Source organism: Pseudomonas palleroniana, assembly GCF_022836895.1.
GTDB classification, from domain to species: domain Bacteria; phylum Pseudomonadota; class Gammaproteobacteria; order Pseudomonadales; family Pseudomonadaceae; genus Aquipseudomonas; species Aquipseudomonas palleroniana.
Genome location: NZ_CP092411.1, coordinates 5,224,086 through 5,247,998, shown reverse-complemented (window position 1 = coordinate 5,247,998; position 23,913 = coordinate 5,224,086). Strand labels below are relative to the sequence as shown.

Annotated in this window: 21 protein-coding genes and 2 pseudogenes; 10 read left to right on the top strand and 13 right to left on the bottom strand. The window is 62.0% G+C overall.

Going from position 1 to position 23,913, the window contains the following annotated elements; all coding sequences use genetic code 11:
- Nucleotides 1–167 precede the first annotated feature (167 nt).
- The 6 genes from MJP36_RS23565 to MJP36_RS23540 form a co-directional block, all read right to left on the bottom strand.
- Nucleotides 168–2,609, bottom strand: coding sequence for a penicillin acylase family protein (locus tag MJP36_RS23565; RefSeq protein WP_104995719.1), 2,442 nt, complete (start codon nucleotides 2,607–2,609; stop codon nucleotides 168–170).
- Nucleotides 2,610–2,803: 194 nt separating this feature from the next.
- Nucleotides 2,804–3,448, bottom strand: a complete 645-nt coding sequence (locus MJP36_RS23560) for a glutathione binding-like protein (protein WP_090366367.1) — start codon at nucleotides 3,446–3,448, stop codon at nucleotides 2,804–2,806.
- 106 nt (nucleotides 3,449–3,554) lie between these two features.
- Nucleotides 3,555–4,340 (bottom strand): ABC transporter ATP-binding protein, encoded by a 786-nt coding sequence (locus tag MJP36_RS23555; RefSeq protein ID WP_244384103.1) that lies wholly within the window; start codon nucleotides 4,338–4,340, stop codon nucleotides 3,555–3,557.
- Complete coding sequence (locus MJP36_RS23550) at nucleotides 4,337–5,395, bottom strand: FecCD family ABC transporter permease (RefSeq protein ID WP_161550411.1); 1,059 nt, start codon at nucleotides 5,393–5,395, stop codon at nucleotides 4,337–4,339. Before MJP36_RS23550 ends, MJP36_RS23555 begins: the two co-directional genes overlap by 4 nt.
- A gap of 129 nt (nucleotides 5,396–5,524) precedes the next feature.
- The gene (locus MJP36_RS23545; RefSeq protein WP_244384102.1) at nucleotides 5,525–6,652 is read right to left on the bottom strand and encodes an ABC transporter substrate-binding protein; all 1,128 of its coding nucleotides are present in this window, start codon (nucleotides 6,650–6,652) and stop codon (nucleotides 5,525–5,527) included.
- 25 nt (nucleotides 6,653–6,677) lie between these two features.
- On the bottom strand, nucleotides 6,678–6,977 hold the full coding sequence (locus tag MJP36_RS23540) for a hypothetical protein (protein ID WP_244384101.1): 300 nt from the start codon (nucleotides 6,975–6,977) through the stop codon (nucleotides 6,678–6,680).
- A 198-nt stretch (nucleotides 6,978–7,175) separates the two neighbouring features.
- Between MJP36_RS23540 and MJP36_RS23535 the strand changes: the two genes are divergently transcribed.
- Nucleotides 7,176–7,886 carry a response regulator gene (locus MJP36_RS23535; RefSeq protein WP_060753826.1) on the top strand — a complete coding sequence of 237 codons (711 nt, stop codon included), beginning with the start codon at nucleotides 7,176–7,178 and terminating at the stop codon, nucleotides 7,884–7,886.
- On the top strand, nucleotides 7,883–9,268 hold the full coding sequence (locus MJP36_RS23530) for an ATP-binding protein (RefSeq protein ID WP_244384100.1): 1,386 nt from the start codon (nucleotides 7,883–7,885) through the stop codon (nucleotides 9,266–9,268). The genes MJP36_RS23535 and MJP36_RS23530 overlap by 4 nt, the downstream gene beginning before the upstream one ends.
- Before the next feature lie 149 nt (nucleotides 9,269–9,417).
- On the opposite strand, the gene MJP36_RS23525 is transcribed toward MJP36_RS23530, so the two are convergent.
- The 4 genes from MJP36_RS23525 to MJP36_RS23510 are packed head-to-tail and all read right to left on the bottom strand — an operon-like array spanning nucleotide 9,418 to nucleotide 11,085.
- Nucleotides 9,418–9,612, bottom strand: a complete 195-nt coding sequence (locus MJP36_RS23525; RefSeq protein ID WP_134658085.1) for an SEC-C metal-binding domain-containing protein — start codon at nucleotides 9,610–9,612, stop codon at nucleotides 9,418–9,420.
- On the bottom strand, nucleotides 9,609–10,091 hold the full coding sequence (locus MJP36_RS23520) for an LEA/WHy family protein (protein ID WP_060753824.1): 483 nt from the start codon (nucleotides 10,089–10,091) through the stop codon (nucleotides 9,609–9,611). The genes MJP36_RS23525 and MJP36_RS23520 overlap by 4 nt, the downstream gene beginning before the upstream one ends.
- 21 nt (nucleotides 10,092–10,112) lie before the next feature.
- Entirely contained in the window at nucleotides 10,113–10,583 is a 471-nt protein-coding gene (locus tag MJP36_RS23515; RefSeq protein ID WP_090366358.1) for a YchJ family protein, read from the bottom strand.
- Nucleotides 10,584–10,587: 4 nt separating this feature from the next.
- Nucleotides 10,588–11,085: a DUF6231 family protein gene (locus MJP36_RS23510; RefSeq protein ID WP_060753822.1), complete on the bottom strand. Its 498-nt coding sequence runs from the start codon at nucleotides 11,083–11,085 to the stop codon at nucleotides 10,588–10,590.
- A 190-nt stretch (nucleotides 11,086–11,275) separates the two neighbouring features.
- Here MJP36_RS23510 and MJP36_RS23505 point away from each other — a divergent pair, with 190 nt between their 5' ends.
- Both MJP36_RS23505 and MJP36_RS23500 read left to right on the top strand, forming a co-directional pair.
- Complete coding sequence (locus tag MJP36_RS23505; RefSeq protein WP_060753821.1) at nucleotides 11,276–11,971, top strand: PA1041 family peptidoglycan-binding anchor lipoprotein; 696 nt, start codon at nucleotides 11,276–11,278, stop codon at nucleotides 11,969–11,971.
- A gap of 141 nt (nucleotides 11,972–12,112) precedes the next feature.
- Nucleotides 12,113–12,871 (top strand): hypothetical protein, encoded by a 759-nt coding sequence (locus tag MJP36_RS23500; RefSeq protein ID WP_060753820.1) that lies wholly within the window; start codon nucleotides 12,113–12,115, stop codon nucleotides 12,869–12,871.
- A 124-nt stretch (nucleotides 12,872–12,995) separates the two neighbouring features.
- On the opposite strand, the gene MJP36_RS23495 is transcribed toward MJP36_RS23500, so the two are convergent.
- A complete protein-coding gene (locus MJP36_RS23495; protein ID WP_060753819.1) occupies nucleotides 12,996–13,460 on the bottom strand; it encodes a CopD family protein in 465 nt (154 codons plus the stop codon).
- Between the two features lie 99 nt (nucleotides 13,461–13,559).
- Here MJP36_RS23495 and dinG point away from each other — a divergent pair, with 99 nt between their 5' ends.
- The 6 genes from dinG (at nucleotide 13,560) to MJP36_RS23465 (ending at nucleotide 22,021) form a co-directional block, all read left to right on the top strand.
- A complete protein-coding gene (dinG, locus tag MJP36_RS23490; RefSeq protein WP_060753818.1) occupies nucleotides 13,560–15,704 on the top strand; it encodes an ATP-dependent DNA helicase DinG in 2,145 nt (714 codons plus the stop codon).
- 97 nt (nucleotides 15,705–15,801) lie between these two features.
- Entirely contained in the window at nucleotides 15,802–18,099 is a 2,298-nt protein-coding gene (locus tag MJP36_RS23485; protein ID WP_244384099.1) for a beta-galactosidase, read from the top strand.
- Between the two features lie 82 nt (nucleotides 18,100–18,181).
- Nucleotides 18,182–19,327: a serine hydrolase domain-containing protein gene (locus MJP36_RS23480; RefSeq protein ID WP_090372239.1), complete on the top strand. Its 1,146-nt coding sequence runs from the start codon at nucleotides 18,182–18,184 to the stop codon at nucleotides 19,325–19,327.
- Nucleotides 19,328–19,470: 143 nt separating this feature from the next.
- A complete protein-coding gene (locus MJP36_RS23475) occupies nucleotides 19,471–20,625 on the top strand; it encodes an OmpA family protein (protein WP_244384098.1) in 1,155 nt (384 codons plus the stop codon).
- A 27-nt stretch (nucleotides 20,626–20,652) separates the two neighbouring features.
- On the top strand, nucleotides 20,653–21,300 hold the full coding sequence (pdxH, locus tag MJP36_RS23470; protein ID WP_060753815.1) for a pyridoxamine 5'-phosphate oxidase: 648 nt from the start codon (nucleotides 20,653–20,655) through the stop codon (nucleotides 21,298–21,300).
- A gap of 256 nt (nucleotides 21,301–21,556) precedes the next feature.
- Nucleotides 21,557–22,021 carry an outer membrane lipoprotein gene (locus MJP36_RS23465; RefSeq protein WP_060753814.1) on the top strand — a complete coding sequence of 155 codons (465 nt, stop codon included), beginning with the start codon at nucleotides 21,557–21,559 and terminating at the stop codon, nucleotides 22,019–22,021.
- A gap of 70 nt (nucleotides 22,022–22,091) precedes the next feature.
- On the opposite strand, the pseudogene MJP36_RS28230 reads toward MJP36_RS23465, so the two are convergent.
- Both MJP36_RS28230 and MJP36_RS28225 read right to left on the bottom strand, forming a co-directional pair.
- A pseudogene (locus MJP36_RS28230) lies at nucleotides 22,092–22,691 on the bottom strand (methyl-accepting chemotaxis protein); the annotation flags it as partial.
- Between the two features lie 306 nt (nucleotides 22,692–22,997).
- Nucleotides 22,998–23,714 (bottom strand): annotated as a pseudogene (locus tag MJP36_RS28225) (MCP four helix bundle domain-containing protein); the annotation flags it as partial.
- Nucleotides 23,715–23,913: the final 199 nt, after the last annotated feature.

Genomic DNA, 23,913 nt, shown 5'->3' with positions numbered 1-23,913 from the left:
GAGGGGCGGTGCGACGACTCGACTTGCTCCCGATAGGCCGCGCAGCGGCCTCAAAAATGGGCCTGCTACGCAGTCCATCGGGAGCAAGTCGAATCGTCGCACCGCCCCTCCCACAGTGACAGCGTTAAGCCTTAACTGACTGGCATTAGGGCGAGCCCGCTCACTACCTATTTGGCGGGGGTGAGGGTCAGGCGGGTCTTGCCGTAGGCCTTGTCAAAGTTCTGCGGTTGCATCGGGAAGCTCAGGTATTGCGCCTTGAGCGACGCGTCGATGCCATTGGCATAGTTCGGGCTGGCCGGGTTGCCGGACTGGCCGATGCCGCCTTGACCCATCATCGGTTCCGCCTGGCCGAAGTCGACGATCATGCGCAGCGCCGGCACCTGGGTGGTGTTGAAGTCCTGCCCCCAGCTGTACGGCGCCGGGTTCAAGGTGTTGTGGTCGCCACCACTGGCCAGCGGGCCGCGAATCACTTGGCCTTGGGTGTTTTTCCAGGTGGTGCTGTGCAACTTGCCCCATTGCCAGGCTTTGTGATCGCCACCCAGCAGGCTGTCGCCGGCGCTGATCGCAGCGGCGAGGCTGCGGGCGAGAATGGCCGGTTTATCTTCTTTTTGCGACGTGCGCGTGTCATCCCAGAACGGGCTGTCTTCGCGGCCCAGCAAGTGGTCGGCCGTGGCGGAGTAAGACAGGCCGGCGTTGCTGACGAAGGCTTTCCAGGTGGCGCTGTTTTCCGGGCCGAGCTTGTCGAGGAAGATCTGCTTGGCGCTTTCCTGCAGGAACAGTTCATAGATCGCCGCGTCGGCGGAGCTGGACGTGAGGCGCCCATCGAAGGCCATCAGGCGATCCAGCGCTTCGCGTGCCTTGGCCCGCTCGGCGGCGGGTAGCGCGTCAATGGCCTGCTTCAGCGGCTGGGCCATGCCCGGTGCCTGGAACAGGGTCTTGAGCTTGGCGGCAAAAGTGGTGGTCTGGTCGTACTGCATGGCGATCATGCTGCGGCTGTCATGCTTGCCGGCGTTGGCCAGTTGCGCCAGGCGCTCGCTGCGTTCCGGTGCATCCCACGAATTGGACAATTGCATGCCGTAGCCGCGCGGCGCGGTGCGCTGGTTGGCCGTGCCGATCCAGCCTTGAGGCGGGTCCTGGTCATAGGGGTGCAGCATCGCATCGGCGTAGCCGTCCCAGTCAAAACGCGCATCCCAGCCCGGTGAAGGCAGCAAGCCTTCGCCTTCGCGACGGTTGGGGAAGCGGCCGGTCACTTGCCAGCCGATGTTGCTGGCGTCGGCGAAGATCATGTTCAGCGCAATGGCGCGGATTTCCCGGGTGGCGTCCGAGGCCTTGCCGGCGTTCTGCGCGCGGGACAGGTCGAAGAATGCGTCCAGGCTCTTGTCGTCCTTGAGGTCGGCGGTTTGCAGGGCCAGCCCGAAACCGCTGGTCAGCGCCTGGCTGCTGTTGAGCAGGGCACCGTGACGCGTTTCATACACCACTTCGCGAATCGGCCGCTGACCCTTGGCGAAGAAGGTTTCGTTGCGCACGCCTGCCGGCAGCCATTTGCCGTTGCTCTCGTAGTACAACGCGCTGCCTTGGCGTTTGACCTTTTCCAGGAACAGGTCCTGGGTGTCGCCTTTCACCGCGCTCATGCTCCATGCGACTTTGCCGTTGAAGCCGGACAGCAGCGTCGGCAGGCCGGCAATCGAGGCGCCGACGGCCTGGTATTTCGGCGCACGGATCTGCACGTAGCTCCACGCCGAGGGAGCTTGCGGCTGGGCCGCCAGGTCGCCGGCCAGCAGACTTTTACCGCTGCGGCTGCGCTGGGGGCCAATCGCCCAGTTATTGGAGGTGGTGACGCCCAGTGCATTGAGGCTGCCCAACTGCTGGCTGACCGCATCCAGGCCGGCGAGGCCGGTGATCTGGCTCAGGTTCAGCCCCTTGAGTTTCTCGGCTTCTGCCGTCGGGATCGCCTCATCCGGCGCGCTTGGAATGAGCCAGGCGAGTTTGTCGACGCCGACTTTTTGCGCCAGCACCAGGGACGACAGTTCTTCCTGCAGGTTGCTCGACTCGCTGAAATTCAGCAGGCAGAACAACAGCGCCGAGTCCTCCGGCTTCCAGTACTCGGGCTTGTAACCCGTCTGGGCCAGGTCCGGCGGCAGCTTGTCGCGGTAGCGGAACAGGTAGGCGTTGACGCCGCGGGCATACACTTCGAAGAAGCGCTTCAGGCGCGGCGATGAGGCGTTGTACAGCTCACCGGCGCTTTTTTTCAGGTTGACCGCACGCATGAAGCGGTCGACATCCAGCACTTCAGGGCCGGACATTTCCGCCAGTCGGCCCTGGGCCAGCAGGCGCAACGTGACCATTTGCGTGATGCGGTCGCCGGCGTGCACGTAGCCCAGGCTGAACAGCGCGTCATGAAAGGTGTTGCTCTCGATCAGCGGCATGCCTTGGGCATTGCGGCGTACCGACACATTCTGCGCGAGCCCCTTGATCGGCTGCACACCGGCGACCGGCGGCAGCGTGTCCTGGGTGCTCTGGAGTTGGCAACCGGCCAGGCTTAATGCACTGGCCACTGCCGCGGCAACGCCGAACCGGGGAAGAAAATGTGAGAAGGCTGGCGAGGCCATGGCAAAGCTCCTGCGGGGGGTAGCGTCAGTAAAGGCGCTACGTTAGTGAGCGCGGCGAAACGACGCAAGCGTGAGCGCAAAACTAATGTGGGAGGGGCTTGCCCCCGATAGCGGACTGCCAGTTAATAAATCTGTGACTGACCCACCATCGGGGGCAAGCCCCCTCCCACATTTAGACTGTACATGCCTTTCGATCAGGACTGGGGCGGGTTGACCTTTTGCACCAGTTCATAGGCCCGAACCGTCGCCGGCCGCGCCTTGATGGTGTTGAACCAGCGCTGCACGTGGGGGAAGTCTTCCAGGCGCTGGCTCTGCCGCTGGTAGGAAGCGATCCACGGGTAGATTGCCATGTCGGCAATGCTGTAGTCCTCGCCCGCCACAAAGGCTCGGTCGGCCAGGCGCCGGTCCAGCACGCCGTAGAGGCGGGCGGTTTCATCGACATAACGCTTGATCGCATAGGGAATCTTCTCGGCTGCGAACTGGCTGAAATGATGATTCTGCCCTGCCATCGGCCCGAGTCCGCCCATTTGCCAGAACAACCACTGCAAGGTTTCCTGACGGCCGCGTAGATCACGGGGAATGAACTGGCCGGTTTTTTCCGCGAGGTACAGCAGGATGGCGCCCGATTCAAACAGCGAAAGCGGCGCGCCACCGTCGGTCGGGGTGTGATCGACGATGGCGGGGATGCGGTTGTTGGGAGCGATCTTCAGGAAGTCCGGCTTGAACTGCTCGCCCTGGCCGATGTTGATCGGGTGCACCGTGTAGGGCAGGCCGGCTTCTTCCAGGAACAACGAGACTTTGTGGCCGTTGGGGGTAGTCCAGTAATACAGGTCGATCATGAAGCTCTCCAAAAAGTGGTGATGCTTGAGCGAATGCCTGTAGGTATAGGTAACGTTCGGTGTACGAAAACTCAATGAAACATTTGCGCATATCCTTAGAGAGTTTTCACACTGCGCTGTCCACCAACACTTGCAACGACCGCTGCGAACAGCGCTCGATGCGCGCCTGCACGCCATACACCTCGGCGAACATCAGTGGGTCCAACACCTGATCCGCTGCGCCGCTGGCGTATAACCGACCCTGGCGGAGCACGGCGATATGGTCGGCAAAGCGTGCGGCAAGGTTGATGTCGTGCAACACCACCACTGCGATCAACTGGTGTTCGCGCACCAGCCCACGCACGCAGTCCATGACTTTCAATTGGTAGTTGAGGTCGAGGGCGCTGGTGGGTTCGTCGAGCAACATGACCTGGGGGCGACGGGCGATGAGCTGGGCGAGGCTGACCAATTGGCGCTGGCCGCCGGACAACGTGCTCAACCACTGATCGGCCAAATGCGCGATACCGATGCGCCGTAGCGCCTCGAAAGCCTCGCGCAGGCAGGCTTCGCTGGACAGGGGAATGCCGTCCACACGCGCCACGCGCAGGGCTGCGATCACGCTTTCCATCACGCTGAGGCTCAGGCCCGGTGGCAGGTTTTGCGGCATGTAGGTCACCCGGCGGGCGCGCTCGCCCACGGACATGGCCGACAGGTCGAGGTCGCCCAGGCGTACGACACCGTGCATCTTTTCCAGCCCGGCCACGGCCCGCAGCAATGTCGATTTGCCCGCACCGTTGGGGCCGATCAAGGCGGTCAGGCTGCCGTGGGGCAAGGTGGGCAAACTGAGGTCATGCACAATCTGCCGACGCCCGTAGCTGACATTGGCGTGCTGTACGGTTAAACCTTCACTCATAGCTGCCTCCCGCGCTTGAACACCAACACCACGAAAATCGGCACACCCACCAGGGCGGTGACGATGCCCACCGGTACGATCACGCCGGGCATGAGCCATTTACTGGCGATCGACGACAGCGACAGCAACAAGGCGCCGGTCAAGGCGCTGGCGGGCAGCAGGAAGCGTTGGTCTTCGCCGACCAGAATCCGTGCGATATGCGGGCCGACCAGGCCGATAAAGCCGATGGTGCCGACAAACGCCACGGCGGTGGCCGACAGCAGGCTGATGCGCAGCAGCGAGAAAAACCGTAGGCGTTTCACGTCCACGCCGAAGCTTTGTGCACGGTCTTCGCCCATGCGCAGCAGGGTCAGGCGCGGGGCGGCGGCGAAGGAGAACGGCAACACCAGCGCCACCACCAGCGCCAGGATGCCGAGTTTGTCCCAGTTGGCCCGGGTCACGCTGCCCAGGGTCCAGAACACCAGTTGTTGCAGCACGTCTTCGGTGGCGACCAGCTGCAGCAAGGCCACCACGGCGTTACAACTGAACACCAGCGCGATGCCGAACAACACCAGGCTTTCAACACCGGCCCCGCGCAGGCGTGACATGGCCTGCAGCAGAAAAACCGAGGCGGCGGCGAAGATAAAGGCCGAGATGGAAATCGCCGTATTGGCCGACACCCACACCGTGGTCACCGGAAACACGATGACCAACGATGCTCCCAGCGCTGCCGCTGAGGACACGCCCAGGGTAAATGGGCTGGCCAGCGGGTTGTTCAGGATGGCCTGCATCTCGGCTCCGGCCAGGGATAACGCGCAACCGACCAGTACCGCCATCAGTGCGTAGGGCAGGCGCACGTTCCAGATGATCACTTGGTCGGTGGCGCTCAGGTGGGACGGGTGCAGGATGCCATCCAGCAGGGCCAGCAGGCCCATACCCGACGGACCGCTCGCCAGGTCCACCAGAATCGCGCAGGCCAGCGCCGTACCGAGCAACGCCAATAGCCAGGCACGCCGAGTCAGCAGGCGGCGATAGCCGTGGGTGGCGCTGGCGAGGTCAAGGGTTTGAGTGGTCATGGGGCTCACACACTATTGAACATGATGAAAGTCCAACGGTGGGAGGGGGCTTGCGCCCGATGGCGGTGTGTCAGTGAACGAGTCTTTGGCTGACACACCGCCATCGGGAGCAAGCCCCTCCCACAATGTTTACTGGGTTTCTACGGAGGTTTTTGCGTCGATCCAGTAGGCGCCTTGCAGTGGCATCTTCAGGAACTGCTGGTTGATCTGGTCCATGGTCGCGTGCGGGTCGAGCTTGGCGAACAACTCTGGATGAATCCATTTGGCCAGGGCTTCAATGGCCAGCAGGTTGTACGGCGAGTTGTAGAAGTCATGCCACAAGCCGTGGGCATTGCCCTCGCGGATGGCCCGCAGGTTGGCGAATTCCGGACGCGCCAATACGCGTTCGAGCCCCGCGCGTGCTTCGTCGTGGCTTACGCCCGCGCCCAGGATCAGGCCAGGCTGGCGGTTGCCGGTGGCGATATACACATCCGGGTCCGCCTTGAGGGCATATTCCACACTGATATCGCCCAGTGCGCCCGGCACCACGCCGGCGGCGATATTGCGTCCGCCGACCAAGCTGATCAGCTCGCCCATGCCGCTCTTGCCGGTGGTATGCCCCGGTGCCTGCCACACGCCGGCCAGCAACTCGAGGAAGACGCTGGGGCGTGGGCCGGCGGGCAGGGTGGCGACGGCATCGGTGATGGCCTTGAGGTGCTGATCATAAAAATTCAGGAACGCTTGCGCCTGGGGCTCACGGCCAAGGGCTTGGCCCAGAGCGGTCATGCTGGTGTGCGTGCCTTGGACCGGGTTGAGGCGAAAGTCGACGAACACCACCGGGATACCGGCCTTGGCCAGCACATCCGCCACCGGGCTGTGCTCGGTGGGGCCGTGCCCGGAGATGCTGAACACCGCCAGGTCGGGTTTGAGCGAAAGAATTTCCTCGGCGCTGACGCTCTGCTCTGAGGCTTGCCCGATCAACGGGATGTTTTTAACTGATGGAAACTTCGCTACATAGGCGTTGTAGGTGTGCTGGTCGAGCAGGCGCAGGTCATTCTGCCAGCCCACGATGCGCTGGAATGGCGCGTCCTGGTCGAGCAAGGCAAAGGCTGAAATCAGCCGGCCTTCGCCGAGCACCACGCGCCGGACGTCATCCTTCACCTCGACCTTGCGGCCGAGCACGTCAGTGACTTCATGGGCGGCGGCGGTTTCGGCGTGGCCGAAGAGCAGCGCGGCGCACAACACGCCGAGTTTGAACAGGTGGCGGGGCTGCAACATGGCAAGGGCTCCTGGAAGGGGAAAGTCAGAATTCATAATCAACACTGGCGGTTAGGGTGCGCCCGGCGCCCGGGATGCCGTAGAGCTGGAAGCCGTCGAGCAGCAGTGGCTGGCTGATCTTGGCGGAGGTGACCCGGTCCACCTTGAAGGTCGAGGAGGCTTCGCCGTCGATCTTGATTTGCGGCAGGTTCAATACCGAATCCTGGGGTGTTGCGGTGGTTGCATCGGCCCACGTCGTCGGCGTGACACTGCCGGCGGCCAGCAGCCCGAACATCGGTGCGAGGGTAGAGTGCAAAGGGTGACGCTGGGGGGTAGGCAAAGTCATTCAGAGCGGCCCGAACTAAATTACAATTAATCTCATTTAGATTCGGTAGTCTAAAGACCGCTTCCCGATGCGGGACCGTGGCTTTGTATCGCTGATGCGCGATTATTGCGGCCCACAACATTCCATTACATTTGCGTGTGCGGCCGGCTGAACTTTCGGCTATTTCCTGCGCTTTGAGTATTTTCGGACTGACTGCCCATGGCCAAGCAAGACCACCTACTAATCGTTGATGACGACCCGCAGATCCGCCAGCTGCTTTGCGAGTACCTCAGCGACGCCGGTTTCCAGGTGTCCACGGCCGCCGATGGCAAGGAAATGCGCCGCCGCCTGGCGTTGAGTGTCATCGACTTGATCGTGCTCGACCTGATGCTGCCCGGTGAAGACGGCCTGAGCCTGTGCCGTGAGCTGCGGGTGAGTTCCAACACGCCGGTGGTCATGCTCACCGCCAAGGGCTCGTTGATCGACCGCATCGTCGGCCTGGAAATCGGCGCCGACGACTATCTGCCCAAGCCGTTCGACCCCCGTGAGTTGCTGGTGCGGATCAAGGTGGTGTTGCGCCGGGTGCAGAGCTTCCCGGACCGTGCGCGCCTGGATGAGGCGCCGAGCATTCGTTTCGCCGGCTGGCAGCTCGACACGCGGGCGCGGCAATTGTTGTCGCCGCAGGGCGTGGTGGTGAGCCTGGGCAATTCGGACTACCGCGTGTTGCGTCTGCTGTTGCAGCACCCCAATCGTCCATTGAGCCGTGACTTCCTGCTCAACCATGTGTTCGACAAGGACAGTACGCCGTTCGACCGTTCTATCGATGTGTGCGTCAGCCGCCTGCGCTCGCAATTGCCGGCTGGGTTGATCAAGACCGTGCGCAACGAGGGTTACATGCTCACCGCCGAAGATGTGGTATTGGAGTCGTGAGGCTGCTGCCGCGCTCGCTGTTCGGGCGGCTGGTGCTGATTCTGGTCAGCGGCATGCTCGCGGCCCAGGCCCTGACCAGTAGCATCTGGTACGACCGGCGCCATGGCCAGGTGCTGGAAATCCCGGCGCGGCTGATCGCGACGCGGTTGGCGGATGTGGTGCGGCTGGTGCACAGAGCCCCGCCGCAGGCCGATCAACTGGTCCAGTTGTTCGACAGCCCGCACTTTCATCTCACGCTCAGCGAGCATGCCAGCGATACGGTCAGCACCCTGACCGACAGCGACTTGCCCACCGAACGCTTGATCAAGAAAGTCCTGTCGGAAAAAACCGGCTATGCCCCAACCCTGAATCTGCTGCGCCTGTCGCTGGTCGATGGTGACGGGCAAGCGGCGGGGCTTTCCACGCTGCTCGGTTCCCGGCCGGTGGTGGGGCAGTTTCTGATCGACCTGCGCCTGCCCGATGGGCGCTGGTTGCAGGTGGATGCCAGCGAGGAACAAGGCTGGACGAGCACATCGCCCCTGGACCTGCTGTTCGACTACGTGATGCGTATCTATTTGCTGCGGGTAGTGGTGCTGGTCGTGATCGCCCTGGTGGCGGTACGCCTGGCTATCCGCCCGCTCAATGCGTTGGCCAAGGCCGCCGAAGCGCTGGGCCGCGACATCCAGCGGCCGCCGTTATCGCTGGATGGCCCGACGGAAGTGCGTCGGGCGGCCCAGGCCTTCAACGCCATGCAGCAACGCCTGATTGCCAATATCGCCGAGCGCACGCGCTTTCTCGCGGCCATTTCCCACGACTTGCGTTCGCCGATCACACGTCTGCGCCTGCGCACGGAAATGCTCGACGACACCCGCACCCGGGAGCGTTTTCGCGCCGACCTGGAAGAAATGGAGCACATGGTGGCCAGTACCCTGGATTTCGTCAGCAGCGGCGAAATCAACGAGGCGCGGCAGAACATCGACATCAATGCGTTGCTGCAAAGCTTGCAGGCGGACCTGCAGGATGTGGGGGAAAGCGTGACCCTTGAAGGCCGTGCGAAACAGCCACTGCCCGGTTATGCCCGCAGCCTGAAACGCTGTGTGCAGAACCTGCTGGAAAACGCCGTGCGCTATGGCCAAGAGGTGGTGGTACGGGTCGAGGACCAGGCGGACAGCTTGAAGATCATCATTCGCGACCGTGGGCCGGGAATTCCCGAGGAGCAGTTGGCACAGGTGATGGAGCCGTTCTATCGCGTGGAAGGCTCACGCAATGCCCAAACCGGTGGCTATGGGTTGGGGTTGAGCATTGCGCACACGATTGCTCGGGCGCATGAGGGGCGGTTGAGCTTGAAAAACCGCGAGGGTAGAGGATTGGAAGTGGAGCTGCTATTTCAGCGCAAATCCTGAAATTCGGCGTGCGATCAAACCTGTGGGAGGGGGCTTGCTCCCGATAGCGGCAGGTCTGTCAGCCGATACAGTGACTGACACTCCGCAATCGGGGGCAAGCCCCCTCCCACATTTGGATCTTCAGTGTGGCCGGCGCCAGGGGAAGTCGCTTACGCGCCGTGGCACTTCTTGAATTTCTTCGCGCTGCCGCACGGGCAAGGGTCGTTGCGACCCACGTCCTTCAAGGCGTTGCGTACCGGCTCCTGGTGGGCGTGGCCGCAGTTCGGGCCGTGGACATGGCCGTGGTCGTGATCATGGTGATCGTGATTGCAGTCAGGACCATGGACATGGGGTTGCTGGGTCATCGATGTCGCTCCGGAATAAAATCGCCGGGTATTATCTCGCCATTGTGGGCCACCTGCACGTCATTACCGATGAATAATCCGGTTTTCAACTCGCCCTCCAGCCGATAGGGCACGGGTTTGGTAGGGTTTTTCAGCATCTGCACCACATCACGAACCTGCGGCCAGAGGTTGGTGCGCACCGTCACCCGGAAAAAACTGTGGCTGCGTGGCGGTACGGTCAGCCATTCGTTGGATTCGCCTTCGGTCAGCACGAAGTTGCCCAGGGTGACCTTGTAGACCAGGCCGCGCACCGTCAGGTCGGCGTCATCACGGTTGTCCACGCGAAAGTACAGTTTGAACTTCTGCTCCAGCAACTTGGCGCGCACCACCTCGACTTTTACCAACGCCACATGGGGCGGTGGTGCGTCGTCCTCGAACCACGAGGCACAGCCGGTGAGCCCCAGGGTCAACGCCAGCATCAAGCTGTAAATCCGAAGCATGGCGTTATCCCTGTCAGGTGATTAAAGGTAGCTTGCGCAACACTTCTTGAACTTCTGTCCGCTGCCGCACAAACATACATCATTACGCCCGGCCTTCACCTCAACTGTCGGATCGATGAAGTACCAGCGTCCCTCGTTCTGTACGAAAGAAGATTGCTCACGGTGGCTGTGTTCGCCGGCGCTGTCATGCCAGCGTGCCGTAAAGGTCACGAAGGCGTGTTCCGGTTGGCCGCCAAACACCTCGGAGTTTTCCACTTCGAGGCCCAGCCAGGTGCTCTGGGCACTCCAGGCGGCGATGGCCGCGCGGTCCAGGCCGGCCTGTTGCGCGGGCAGGGTGGTGGCCACCAGGTAATCCACCAGGCCCAGCACATAGGCGCTGTAGCGCGAGCGCATCAGCGCGGTGGCGCAAGGCGCCGGATGGCCTGCGTGATAGTGGCCGCAGCAGGCATCCAGCAGGTTGCCGCTGCCGCAAGGGCAAATGGATGTGCTCATAGGGTTACCACCAATACTTTCCGAAGTTTTCCGGGTTGGCCCAGAAGCGGGCGTTGAGCCAGTCCGGCACCTGTTTATAGTCAAGCAGATCATAGGTGAACAGCGTCAGCACCTGCTCGTCGCGCTGGAACCGCTCGCCGGCCTGCAGGGCCAGGGAGAAGAAGTCGGTTTCTTTCCAGCCGCAGACGCTCAGATCCACCAGCACCACAATACGGCTGGCATTGAGGTTGCGAATGCCTCCGAGCAGGGTCAGGCCCTGCGGTTTTGACAGGTGCTCCAGGCAGTCGACCACCAGGGCCAGGTCAAACCGCTGCGCGGCCAGCTCTGGCGGCAATGGCCCTGGAGCGGCGCAAAACACCTGGGTATCGGGATGCGCCTGCTTGAAGGCGTCCAGCGCCGGCAACTGGCTGGCCCCCAATAGCAGCAGGCGTTTCGGAGCATGCAGGTCAAGCAGGGCAGCCAAGGCTTGCTGGGGTGTACGAGAAGAAATACCGGCGGTCATCACAGATCCTCACATCAGGACCGTAGAGACTAGCGCGGCTGAGCGTGCGGGCCTAGAGCGGGTGGGCGCGAAAACCCGAGCAACTGCGCCGATCTTCAATGAATACGGGGGTGTGGCGTACTGGCGCAGATGAAAAGAGCCGTCTTTACTCCACCCATCGGCCCCCGCCGATCCCCTCAGGAGAAATCAGATGAGCATCATGCGGACAGCTCTACCCTTGGTTCTGCTAACCGGAGTATTGACAGGTTGCGCAGGCTTGCAAAAAACCGATTGGCCCACCTGTGCCGCCGTCGGTGGCGTGACCGGTGCGGCGATCGGTGCAACTGAAAGCTCGGCCTACGCAGGCTATGGCGCGCTGCTGGTCGGCGGCATGGCGGGTGCCTATTGCTGGGTGCACGGCGATGGCGACGAAGATGGCGATGGGGTGCCGGACAGCCGCGACAAGTGCCCGGGCACACCTAAAGGCGTACAGGTCGATGCCAATGGTTGCCCGCCTGTCGTGCAGCCGGCGGTGGTGGAGGAGGTGGTCGTCGTCAAGGAAGAAACCATCGTGATCCGTGATGTGCACTTCCAGTTCGATTCGGCCAAGCTGACCGCCGCGGACAAAACCAAGCTCGATGTCATTGCCACTCGCCTGAAAAAAGAAGCGCCTGGTGCGCAACTGCGCGTCAGCGGGCATACCGACAGTGTCGGCAAAGATGCCTACAACCAGAAACTCTCGGAAAAACGCGCGCATTCGGTCGTCGAGTACTTGATCAGCCAGGGCGTGCCGCGCAGCAATTTCGTCTCGGTGAGCGGTGCGGGTGAAAGCCATCCGGTGGCCGACAACAAAACCGCTGAAGGCCGCGCTTTGAACCGCCGCGTGGAAATCCAGATCAACCGCTGACAGCCCAGGCCCCTGTGTCAACCACAGGGGCCTGGCTGGCGATCTTCGTCGAAATCACGGCTTTTTTTATCCTTCACTGGCATATCGCCTGTAGAAGTCGTTACTGTGCGTCCGTCCATGCACAAAATAAGAAGGCCATTCATGCGTAAGGTTTTCCTGTTGGCCTTGTTGGCCAGCCCCATTGCTCTGGCCCAGAGCGTCAGCGTCGAAACCAATTCCTTGATGCGTCTGCCCAGCAGCACCAGCGTTTTACAGCTGGAGCGCTTGAGTGTGGCGGACTACGGCACGCTATTGATTCCGCCCTCTATCAGCCAGGTCTCGGTAGATGAACTGCACTTGGGGCGTGAGGCCCGTATCGCCATCGCCCCGGGCAATACAGGGTTGCAATTGCAGGTACGCCACGCGCAACTGGAGCATGGCAGCCAGATCACTTCGCGCGGCGCCCCCGGCACCCATGAGCGCCCTGCCAAGGCGGGGCGTGACCTGACCTTGCGCATCGATGCGTTGACCGCCGACGAGTTGTCGGTGGATGCCCGGGGTGGCGCCGGAGCCCAGGGTTATGCCGGCCTGGATGGCGCCAACGGCGTAGACCCGGGTTGTACCTGGGGTTCGGCCGGGCGCGGGGCCAACGGTGATAACGGTGGCGATGGCCTGCCGGGTGCGGCGGGTGCGCAGGTGCGAGTGGAGCTGCCGCAAAGCTACCCGGCGCAACAGATCAAGGTCTGGGTGGATGGCGGGGCGGGTGGCGCGGCCGGTACGGCAGGCAAACCCGGCAAAGGTGGGCAAGCCAAAGGCTGCCTGGTGTACCGCGCCGAGGGTGGCGACAAGGGCCGGCCAGGGCTGGAAGGCCAGCCGGGGCCGGCCGGGCCCGCAGGTACCGTCACCATCCAACGCCTGTAGTGAGCGGGCTTGCCCCGCGCTGGGGGGCGAAGCCGCCCCAATAAGAACGCCGCGGTGTTTCAGAGAGACCGAGGTGTCTGGTTTTAGGGCGGCTTCGCCCCCCAGCGCGGGGCAAGCCCGCTCACTACAGGAGCGGCCGGGCCGAAGCGATCGCCACTACCACCAACCCGACGATCAGGTTGATGCCCACCAGCCTGCGGATCTGCCCTAACACCGCTGCGCCCGCCGGCCAGTCCTCAGCGGCCACCGCCGCGCGCAATGACGGCAGCTTCAGTGCCTGGATACGGATAAACAGTGCCGTCATCACCAGGTACAACCCCATCATCACCTGCACATAGCGCGGCGCCGTCTCAAAGCCGTTGAAGCGCAGTTGCAGCAGGCCGATACCGCTGATCGGCAAAACCAGCACCGCGACCCAGACCCACACAAAAAAACGTTGAAACACATTTGCCCACAACTTGAGCCGGGCGGGGCCCTCAAGTGCCGCCATGGCGGCGGGGCGCAGGATCATCCAGGCGAAAAACATACCGCCGACCCAGATCAGGGCGGCCAATACATGCAGGGTATAAGCGAGGCTAAACACGGTCATTGTGGTACTCCGTTCTGCGCGGGATTAATTAGCGGGTTATGATAGCGGCCGATCCGAACCACTGAAAATTTATCCAGCGTTTTTTGCGCCCGACTATTCATGATCAGCACTGAACTCAAAACCACGATCCAGGGCGCCTATTCGCGTTTTCTCGAAGCCAAGAGCTTGAAACCGCGGTACGGGCAGCGCCTGATGATCGCCGAAGTGGCCAAGGTCCTCGGGGATATCGACACCGACGACGAAGGCCGCCGCGAAGGTGAGCCTGCGGTCGTGGCCGTCGAGGCCGGAACCGGTACCGGCAAGACCGTCGCCTACAGCCTGGCTGCGATCCCCACCGCCAAGGCCGCCGGCAAGCGCCTGGTGATCGCCACCGCGACCGTCGCCCTGCAAGAACAGATCGTCTACAAAGACCTGCCCGACCTGATGCGCAACAGCGGCTTGAACTTCAGCTTCGCCCTGGCCAAAGGGCGTGGCCGCTACATGTGCCTGTCCAAGCTCGACGTGTTGTTGCAGGAAGGCCATGCCCAAACCGCCACTGCGCAACTGTTCGAAGAAGAAGGCTTCAAGATCGAAGTCGATGAAGCCAGCCAGAAGCTGTTTACCAGCATGATCGAGAAACTGGCCGGCAACAAATGGGACGGCGACCGCGACAGTTGGCCTACCGCCCTGGAAGATGCCGACTGGGCACGCCTGACCACCGACCACAGCCAGTGCACTAACCGTCATTGCCCCAACTTCGGCCAGTGCGCCTTCTACAAGGCCCGCGAAGGCATGGGCAAGGTCGATGTGATCGTCACCAACCACGACATGGTCCTGGCCGACCTGGCCCTGGGCGGCGGCGCCGTGCTGCCGGACCCGCGCGACACGCTCTACGTCTTCGACGAAGGCCACCACCTGCCGGACAAGGCCATCGGCCACTTCGCCCATTACACGCGCCTGCGTTCCACCGCCGACTGGCTGGAAACCACCGCCAAGAACCTCACCAAGCTGCTGGCCCAGCACCCATTGCCTGGCGACCTGGGCAAGTTGATCGAACAGGTGCCGGAGCTGGCGCGGGAGATCAAGACCCAGCAGCAATTCATGTTCAGCGCCTGCGAACAGGTCGCCGACTTCAAGCCCGGCGAAGACGTGGAGGGCCGCGAGCGCCCACGCCATCGCTTTGTCGGCGGGTTGATCCCCGAGCATATGCGCGAAATGGGCATCGAACTGAAAAAGGGCTTTTCACGCCTGACTGACCTGTTCACCCGCCTGACCGATTTGCTCAAGGAGGGGATGGATGGCGAGGTCAACATCGGAATCGCCAGTAACCAGGCCGAAGAGTGGTACCCCCTGTTTGGCAGCCTGTTGTCCCGTTCCCAGGGCAACTGGGAGTTATGGACCGCCTTTACCGTCGAAGACCCGGAAGACAACCCGCCGATGGCCCGTTGGCTCACCTTGTCGGAAAGCGGTGCGTTGTTCGATATCGAGGTCAACGCAAGCCCCATCCTCGCCGCCGAAATGCTGCGCCGCAACCTGTGGAACGTGGCCTACGGCTGCCTGGTGACCTCGGCCACGCTGACCGCCCTGGGCACCTTCGACCGCTTCCGCATGCGCGCCGGCCTGCCGAAAAAAGCCGTCACCGCAGTGGTGCCGAGCCCGTTCCATCACGCCGATGCGGGTGTGCTGCGGGTGCCGGACCTCAAGGCCGACCCACGGGATGCGGCGGGGCATACGGCAGCGATCATCCGTGACCTGCCGGAACTGGTAGAGGGTTCACGTGGCACCCTGGTGCTGTTCTCCTCGCGTAAACAAATGCAGGATGTGTTCGATGGCCTGGACCGTGACTGGCGCAAGCAGGTGTTTATCCAGGGCAACCTGTCCAAGCAGGAAACCCTGAACAAACACAAGGCCCGGGTCGATGGCGGCGATTCCAGCGTGCTGTTCGGCCTGGCCAGTTTCGCCGAAGGCGTGGACTTGCCCGGCGCCTATTGCGAACACGTGGTCATCGCCAAGATCCCGTTCTCGGTGCCGGATGACCCGGTTGAAGCGGCCCTGGCCGAATGGATCGAAGCCCGGGGCGGCAACCCGTTCATGGAAATCTCGGTGCCGGATGCCTCCCTCAAACTGGTGCAGGCCTGCGGGCGCTTGCTGCGCACGGAGCAGGACCGGGGCACCATCACCTTGCTTGACCGTCGCCTGGTCACCCAGCGCTACGGCAAGGCCATTCTGAATGCCTTGCCACCATTCAGGCGCGAAATTTCTTAAGCCACTGTGGGCGGATTCGCCCATTTCGTGGTCTATGTCGTCGCTGTCGATTTAAGTCATCAGGCCATTCACCGGCCGATTGGAGAGCCTTGTTCGTATGATTCGCACGCTGCCTGCCCTTTTTGCCCTGCTGTTCGCTGCGCCCTTGATGGCCGCGCCTGCCGGGCAACAAACGCTGTTCAACTTCGTCCGGCCTGCCGACGTGGTCAAGGTGGCGACCCAGGACGCCAGCCTGCCGCAATACAACGCCGAGCAGACCCCCGAAGGCGAGGTGTTGCGCCGCATCACCTTCAACCCCGCCGCTGAACCGAGCCTGGTGCTCAGCCCGCAGTCCGGCGTCTGGGACTGGTCCCAGAGCAGTGCCATGAGCCTGCGCATCCAAAGCGCCATGGACTGGGCGTTGACGCTCTACGTCAAAGTGCAGAGTACCGATGGCAAGACCCTGGTCAGCCGTATCGATCTGCCGGCCGGCCCGGCCCAGACCCTGTTGATCCCGTTGCAGGCCAATTCGCCGCTGAGCCAGGGCATGAAGGCCGGCCCGCCGATGCCGATCACCGTGGACGGCCAGCGTGTGCTGCTCGCCGCCAGCGCCGGTGACGTCGACCGCAGCCAGGTGGCGTCGGTGACACTGTCGATGATCAAGCCCAATGCGGCCCAAAGTATCCTGCTGGAACGTTTTGGTGTGCAGGACAGCGAGCCGGTATTGAAGGCGGCCTACAGTGACCTGGTGGATGCCTATGGCCAGTCCACGCGTGCGCGCTGGCCGGAAAAGGTCGGCAGCGACGAGCAACTCAAGGCCGCGGCCGCCAAGGAGCAGCAGCAACTCAAGGGCTGGCTGGCGGAGCGTGACAAAGCGTCCCTGGACCGCTACGGCGGCTGGAACAAAGGCCCGGCATTCGAGGCCAGCGGCTTTTTCCGCACCGAGAAGCGCGACGGGCGCTGGTACCTGGTGACGCCGGAAGGTCACCCGTTCTACTCCTTGGGCGTCAACACCGTCGCACCGGATAACAGCCAGACCTACGTGGCTGGCCGTGAATGGATGTTCGCCGCGTTGCCCAAGGCCGGCGAGCCCTTCGACAAGTACTACGGCAGCGCCGATAACCGCACCGGCAACGGCTCGGGCGAGGGGCGCGGCTTCGCGGCCGGGCGTTGGTACGATTTCTACGGCGCCAACCTGCAACGGACCTACGATACCGAAGGTTTCGACCAGAAGCGTTGGGTGACCCACACCCTGGATCGCCTGCAAGCCTGGGGTTTCAACACCGTGGGCAACTGGAGCGATCCGGACCTGGCCAGCGCCGACCGCGTGCCTTACACCTTGCCGCTGTCGATCGTCGGTGATTACGCCAGCATCAGCACTGGCACCGACTGGTGGGGCGGCATGCCCGATCCGTTCGACCCGCGCTTCGCCATGGCCACCGAGCGTGCCGTGGCCATTGCCGCCCGCGATCATCGTGATGACCCCTGGTTGATCGGTTATTTCGCCGACAACGAACTGGCCTGGGCCGGCCCGGGGGATGACCCGAAGGCGCGTTACGCCCTGGCCTACGGCACGTTGCGCATGACCACCGACGTACCGGCCAAACGTGCGTTCCTCAAGCAATTGCGCGACAAGTACCGCAACGAAGAGGGGCTTTCGAAAGCCTGGGGCATCCACCTGTCCGGCTGGGAGCTGATGGAAGATCCAGGTTTCGAGCCGCCGCTGCCGAGCCCTGAACACCCGGAAATCGAAGCTGACTTCAAATATTTCCAGAAGACCTTCGCCGACGCCTACTTCAAGACCATTTCCGACTCGCTGAAATGGCACGCGCCCAACCAGTTGCTGCTGGGCGGGCGCTACGCTGTGAGCACCCCGGAAGCCGTGGCGTCCTGCGCCCAGTATTGCGATGTGCTGAGTTTCAACATGTACACGCTCAAGCCTCAGGACGGTTATGACTTCGCCGCCTTGCGCGCTCTGGATAAACCGGTGTTGATCACGGAGTTCAATTTCGGCTCGGCGGACCGGGGGCCGTTCTGGGGTGGCGTAACGCAACTGGCCAAGGAAGAAGACCGCGGCACGGCTTACGGCACCTTCCTCAAGCAGGCCATGGCCGAACCGTCGATTGTCGGTGTGCACTGGTTCCAGTACCTGGATCAACCGGTGACCGGTCGACTGCTGGACGGCGAGAACGGCCACTTCGGCCTCGTCGGCATCACTGACGTGCCGTACCAGGGTTTTGTCGAAAGTGTGCGTAAAAGTAACCTGGCGACCGTCGACCAACTGGGCAAGGAGGCGCTGAAAGCCAAGGTGGACAGCGCAGTGCGTGAAAGTGAAGGCGGCAAGTCGGGGCACGACGGCAAAGGTGCGGGACAGGGCGCCGGGCATGCCGGCGGGCACTCTGGAAATGGTCACTGATTGAGCGTTGACGGGTTCACAAAAGCCACAATGGCTGGAACAATGTCGGCCACTTTTTACGGTGTTTTTCGAGGGCGCGCAGGTGCAGATTCAGGGTCATTACGAACTCCAGTTCGAAGCGGTACGCGAAGCGTTTGCCGCGTTGTTCGATGACCCGCAGGAACGAGGTGCGGGGCTGTGCATCCAGATCGGCGGCGAAACCGTCGTCGACCTGTGGGCCGGCACTGCCGACAAGGACGGGGCCGAGGCCTGGCACAGCGACACCATCGTCAACCTGTTCTCCTGCACCAAGACCTTCACCGCTGTCACGGCTTTGCAGCTGGTGGCCGAAGGCAAGCTGAAGCTGGATGCCCCCGTGGCCGATTACTGGCCGGAGTTTGCCGCGGCGGGCAAGGAGATGATTACCCTTCGCCAGTTGCTCTGTCACCAGGCCGGGTTGCCGGCGATCCGCGAAATGCTGCCTGCCGAAGCCCTGTATGACTGGCAGTTGATGGTCGACACCCTGGCAGCCGAGGCCCCATGGTGGACGCCCGGCCAAGGGCATGGCTATGAAGCCATCACCTACGGCTGGCTGGTAGGCGAACTGCTGCGCCGCGCCGATGGGCGTGGGCCTGGAGAATCCATCGTGGCGCGGGTTGCACGACCGTTGGGCCTGGACTTCCATGTGGGGTTGGCGGACGCAGAGTTTTATCGTGTCGCCCATATAGCGCGTAGCAAAGGCAACATGGGCGATGAAGCGGCACAAAGGTTGTTGCAAGTAATGATGCGCGAACCTGCGGCACTGACAACGCGTGCATTCGCCAATCCACCCTCTATTCTCACCAGCACTAATAAGCCTGAATGGCGACGCATGCAGCAGCCAGCGGCAAATGGTCACGGTAATGCACGAAGCCTGGCGGGGTTTTATAGCGGTTTGTTGGACGGTAGTTTGCTGGAAAGCGACATGCTCGAACAATTGACCCGTGAACACAGTATCGGGCCGGATAAAACCTTATTGACCCAAACCCGTTTCGGCCTGGGTTGCATGTTGGATCAACCGCAGTTGCCCAACGCGACCTTCGGCCTTGGCCCGCGTGCGTTTGGGCACCCTGGGGCGGGAGGCTCGGTGGGTTTTGCCGACCCGGAACATGATGTAGCGTTCGGTTTTGTGACTAATACGCTGGGCCCCTATGTACTTATGGACCCGCGTGCGCAGAAGTTGGTCGGAATATTGGCCGGTTGTCTGTAAACCGCTTGCTGTTTCACAATTTTTTGTTACAAAGGCACGTATAAGAAGACGCTGAACGAAATGACGTAACTTAAATGTTCATTAAGTGTCTGTTTAACGGGTCATCCAGACCCTCCGGTTTTTTCTCATTTTGTGGATATCTCATGTTATCGAACAAGTCCTTGGCACTGGCGCTGTGCCTCACTATTACTGGTTGCGCACAAACTCCACAGAATGATGCCGAAGGTGGGCATTGGTGGTCATTTGGATCTGACAAGGCTGCTACCAAGGACGCAGTGAGCCAAACCGACGCCAAACCGGATGCCAAGCCTGCCGCCGGCGCCAAGCCTGCCGCACCTGTGGCCGCTGCAGCCGACGCTCCAGCGCCTGCCCCGGTAGCCAAGGCCGACACCGGTTCCAGCTGGTGGCCGTTCTCCTCCAAAAGCGCCGACGAAAAAGCTGCCGATGCCAAGGCCGACCTGAAAGCCGACCTCAAGGCCGCCACTCCGGCAACAACCCCGGCTGCAGCGCCTGCCGTTGCCAAGACCGACGAAGCTCACTGGTGGTGGCCGTTCGAAAGCAAGCCAAAACCACTGGCCAAGGTCGATGTAACCAACGTGCCGATGCCTGACCCGAAAATCACCCAAGCCTGGCTCGACGACTACGAGCCGCGCCTGCGCACCGCGATCAAGGACAGCAACCTGCAACTTGAGCGCCGTGACAACGTGTTGGTGATCATTGCGCCGGTGGACGGGTCCTATAACCCGAAACGCCCGGCGATGCTGCTGCCGGTGACCCTGGGCCCCTTCACCCGTGTTGCCAAGGCCGTAGAGGGCGACCCGAAGACCGCCGTGCTGGTACTGGGTCACGTCGACGCCAACGGTGCTGAACCGCAAAGCCAGGCTCTGACCAAGGAACGCGCACAATCCATCGCTTCGATTTTCAGCCTCAGCGGCTTGAAGCAAGACCGCCTGATGCTGCGTGGCATGGGTGACCTGATGCCGCGTGCCGCCAACGACAGCAACCAGGGCCGCGCCCTGAACCGCCGCATGGAAATCATGTTCACCCAGCGCACCACCATGCTGGCCTTGCTGAGCAAGTACAACTCGGCTAACCCGCCGAAGGCTGAAATGATCGCTGTGCAGGACGTTCCGGCACCCGTGGCACCGGCCGCTAAAAAAGCAGCGCCGGCGAAAAAGGCTTCGACCAAGAAAGCGGCCGCCAAACCTGCTGCCAAGAAAGCTGCGGCCAAGCCTGCAGCCAAAAAGCCTGCAGCCAAAGCCGCAGCACCGGCTTCGAACGACCAGGCAAAAAACTGATTCGCTGAACCAGAAGGATAAAGCCGCATGACCCAGGCACTGGCCGATATGCGCCGTGACTACACACGGGACGGTTTGAGTGAGGCCCAGGCCCCGGACGAGCCGTTTGCCCTGTTCCACCAATGGTTTGGCGATGCGGTGAAAACCGAGCAGCCACCGGTGGAGGCCAATGCCATGACCTTGGCCACGGTTGACCAGGAAGGTCGCCCGCACTGTCGCATCCTGTTGCTCAAGGGCCTGGATGCGCAGGGCTTTACCTTCTTCACCAATTATCAGAGCGCCAAGGGTGAACAACTTGCGGCGCGGCCCTTTGCCGCCATGACGTTCTTCTGGCCGACCCTGGAGCGCCAGGTGCGTATCGAAGGGCGGGTGGTGAAGGTCACGCCGCAAGAGTCCGATGCCTATTACCAGGTTCGCCCATTGGGCAGCCGCCTGGGGGCATGGGCGTCCCCGCAGAGCAAGGTCATTCGTGACCGCGAAGAACTGCAGGACTTGCTCAAGGCCACCGAGCAACGCTTCAGCGATACCCAGCCCGATTGCCCGGAGCATTGGGGTGGTTACCGGCTTTTGCCGGAACGCATCGAGTTCTGGCAGGGCCGCGCCAGCCGCCTGCATGACCGCCTGAACTACCGCCTGCAAGGCGCCGACTGGGTGCGCGAGCGCCTGGCTCCCTGAGCTTTTCCTTCCTGACGCTCGATCCTCCACGCCGAAGCCTCGAATCAAGAGGCTTCAGGTGTTTTCGAGCGTGCGGCAACACGGATGAGCGTGTCCATAACGCTCTCTTGGAACAGTGTAAATGCTACCATTCGTCGGTTTCTATGGTGCTGGCAGTCTGTACTCAGGCTGAATGAAAGCAATTTTCTGCCCGGCTTGCCGTGACAGGCGTCGAGTCGCAGCGTTTAATGAAACCCTGTCCTTTGGAGTTGATGCTATGCGTAAGTCCGTTTTACTAGTTGCCTGCTTTACCACCCTGTCGTTGCTGTTGGGTGGCTGCGCCTCGAGTCTGACCGGCGACTCGTACTCCCGTGATGACGCGCGTCGTGTACAGACCGTTCGCATGGGTACCATCGAATCCCTGCGTCCAGTGAAAATCGAAGGCACCAAGACCCCAATCGGCAGCGTGGCCGGTGCCGTGGTGGGTGGCGTCGGCGGCAGTGCTATCGGTGGTGGCCGTGGCAGTATCGTCACGGGCGTCATCGGTGCCGTTGCCGGCGGCCTGCTGGGTTCCGCCGCCGAAGAAGGCCTGACCCGCACCCAAGGCGTCGAAATCACCGTTCGCGAAGACGACGGCAGCATGCGCGCCTACGTCCAGGCCGTTGACCCGAATGAAATCTTCCGCATCGGCCAACGCGTGCGCATCATGAGCGTTAACGGTCAAAGCCGCGTTTCTCAGTAAGCGTCGGTTGTAGAAACACAAACCCCAACCGGGTGACCGGTTGGGGTTTTTGGTTTTCTGCGTCCCGGTTTCAAACTTGAAAGTGCTTCACCATCGTATTCAATTCATGCGCCAGGCTGGCGAGGGACTGGGAAGCACTGGTGGTTTGGGTCGAGCCCTCCGCGGATTGAATCGACAGCTGCTGGATATTCAGCAAGTTGCGATCAACCGCCCGAGCAACGTCGGCTTGCTCGGCCGCAGCGGTGGTGATGACCAGGTTTCGATCGTTGATCTCATTATTGGCCATCAGGATATCCGCCAGTGCCTGTTGTGCCAGCTCGGCCAGTGACAGGGTTTGCTGGGTCATGCTGCTGCTGTCGAGCATGGTCTTGACGGTGCTGGCAGTGTTGGATTGGATACTGCCGATCATCTGTTCGATTTCCTGGGTCGATTGAGCGGTGCGGTGGGCCAGGGCGCGGACTTCGTCGGCAACCACGGCAAAACCGCGACCGGCCTCACCGGCACGGGCGGCTTCGATGGCCGCGTTCAACGCCAGCAGGTTGGTTTGTTCGGCGATGGTGCGGATGACATCCAGCACCTTGCCGATATCCTTGGCTTGTTCGGCCAGGCTGCCCACTTGTTCGGAGCTGACTTCAACGCCACGGGTCAGGGCCTGGATGGCATCCAGGGCTTCGACCATGCGCTGCTGGCCTTTCAAGGCAATGCTGCGCGACTCTTGGGAGAGGTCGGAGGTTGAAGCCGCGTTCCTGGCGACGTCCTCAATCGCGGTAGTCATCTCGGTGACGGCAGTGGCGGCCTGTTCGATTTCGCCATGTTGCTGCTGCAAGTCGCGGCTGCCTTCGGCGGTCACGGCATTCAGTTCTTCGGCGGCTGCGGCGAGTTGGCTGGATGAGCCGGTAATCTGCCGCAAAGTCTGCACCAGATTGTTACGCATGGTCTCCTGCGCCCTGAGCAGGCGAGTGGCCTCGTCATTGCCCGTCGGATTGATGGGCTGGGTCAGGTCGCCCTTGGCGATGGTTTCGGCGACCTGCACCGCTTCATTGATGGGGCGGGTAATGCTTCGGGTCAGCAGCCAGGCAACCAGTACGGTGCCACCACTCACCAGCAGGATGACGAGCGCGATGCCTTTCATGGCGTGTTGATAAGCGTCCACGGAGGTCAGGCCGGCTTGTTCCGCGCCTTTGTTGGCGAGGTCGATCAGTTGGTCAAAGTTCTTGGTCATGTGCTCGTAGCTTTCTCGAATGCTGTTGAGAAAGTCGCGGGCGCCGGCCTTGTCGCCTGAACGTGAGCGCTTGAGCATCTCGGTGTGGTTCTGCGCATACGCGTCCAGGCTCTGGTTGAACACATCGAGACGAGATTTTTCCTCGGCGGTGTTCAGGAGGGCTGCGTATTGCGCCAACTGCTCTTTGACCGCCTTCAGGCGGCCGGCGGATTTTTCTTCGTAGGTCTGCATGTCTGCATCGCTAGAGGAAAGGATGTGCGCCATTTCCCCCAGGCGAAAACGGTCGAGCGAAGCATTGGCCAGGGCCAGCAGCCGGACCCGCTGCAGCCAGTTGTTCTGTATGTCGGCAGCCTGGGACTGCACTTCGCCGATCTGCTTGAGGGCGAACAGACCGAGAAACACACTCAGTGACGCAATAGCAGCGAAGCCGATGAAGGCCCTGGCTGCGATTCTTATATTTCTCAGGAACATGGGATTGTCGCTCGGGCTGGAAACGCGTTAGAGAGCAAGGTGGAGCGGGTGTCCCTAGGAGGGACAGCGAGATCGCCACAACAGATAATCGGCGGCAGGGGGGAAGTCTTTAGGGGATTGGAGGAAGGGGATGGGGAGATAGCGCTGTGGTTGCGCAGCGCCACTGGTAAACACTGTCCAATCGGATAGCGGGTTGGGA

Excerpts from the sequence above, each read along its gene's own strand:
- MJP36_RS23535 (WP_060753826.1), top strand. The coding sequence starts at position 7,176 with ATGGCCAAGCAAGACCACCTACTAATCGTTGATGACGACCCGCAGATC.
- dinG (WP_060753818.1), top strand. The coding sequence starts at position 13,560 with ATGATCAGCACTGAACTCAAAACCACGATCCAGGGCGCCTATTCGCGT.
- MJP36_RS23565 (WP_104995719.1), bottom strand. The coding sequence starts at position 2,609 with ATGGCCTCGCCAGCCTTCTCACATTTTCTTCCCCGGTTCGGCGTTGCC.
- MJP36_RS23545 (WP_244384102.1), bottom strand. The coding sequence starts at position 6,652 with ATGTTGCAGCCCCGCCACCTGTTCAAACTCGGCGTGTTGTGCGCCGCG.
- MJP36_RS23550 (WP_161550411.1), bottom strand. The coding sequence starts at position 5,395 with ATGACCACTCAAACCCTTGACCTCGCCAGCGCCACCCACGGCTATCGC.
- MJP36_RS23475 (WP_244384098.1), top strand. The coding sequence starts at position 19,471 with ATGTTATCGAACAAGTCCTTGGCACTGGCGCTGTGCCTCACTATTACT.
- MJP36_RS23495 (WP_060753819.1), bottom strand. The coding sequence starts at position 13,460 with ATGACCGTGTTTAGCCTCGCTTATACCCTGCATGTATTGGCCGCCCTG.
- MJP36_RS23560 (WP_090366367.1), bottom strand. The coding sequence starts at position 3,448 with ATGATCGACCTGTATTACTGGACTACCCCCAACGGCCACAAAGTCTCG.
- MJP36_RS23505 (WP_060753821.1), top strand. The coding sequence starts at position 11,276 with ATGAGCATCATGCGGACAGCTCTACCCTTGGTTCTGCTAACCGGAGTA.
- MJP36_RS23510 (WP_060753822.1), bottom strand. The coding sequence starts at position 11,085 with ATGACCGCCGGTATTTCTTCTCGTACACCCCAGCAAGCCTTGGCTGCC.
- MJP36_RS23465 (WP_060753814.1), top strand. The coding sequence starts at position 21,557 with ATGCGTAAGTCCGTTTTACTAGTTGCCTGCTTTACCACCCTGTCGTTG.
- MJP36_RS23515 (WP_090366358.1), bottom strand. The coding sequence starts at position 10,583 with ATGAGCACATCCATTTGCCCTTGCGGCAGCGGCAACCTGCTGGATGCC.
- pdxH (WP_060753815.1), top strand. The coding sequence starts at position 20,653 with ATGACCCAGGCACTGGCCGATATGCGCCGTGACTACACACGGGACGGT.
- MJP36_RS23555 (WP_244384103.1), bottom strand. The coding sequence starts at position 4,340 with ATGAGTGAAGGTTTAACCGTACAGCACGCCAATGTCAGCTACGGGCGT.
- MJP36_RS23485 (WP_244384099.1), top strand. The coding sequence starts at position 15,802 with ATGATTCGCACGCTGCCTGCCCTTTTTGCCCTGCTGTTCGCTGCGCCC.
- MJP36_RS23500 (WP_060753820.1), top strand. The coding sequence starts at position 12,113 with ATGCGTAAGGTTTTCCTGTTGGCCTTGTTGGCCAGCCCCATTGCTCTG.
- MJP36_RS23525 (WP_134658085.1), bottom strand. The coding sequence starts at position 9,612 with ATGACCCAGCAACCCCATGTCCATGGTCCTGACTGCAATCACGATCAC.
- MJP36_RS23520 (WP_060753824.1), bottom strand. The coding sequence starts at position 10,091 with ATGCTTCGGATTTACAGCTTGATGCTGGCGTTGACCCTGGGGCTCACC.
- MJP36_RS23540 (WP_244384101.1), bottom strand. The coding sequence starts at position 6,977 with ATGACTTTGCCTACCCCCCAGCGTCACCCTTTGCACTCTACCCTCGCA.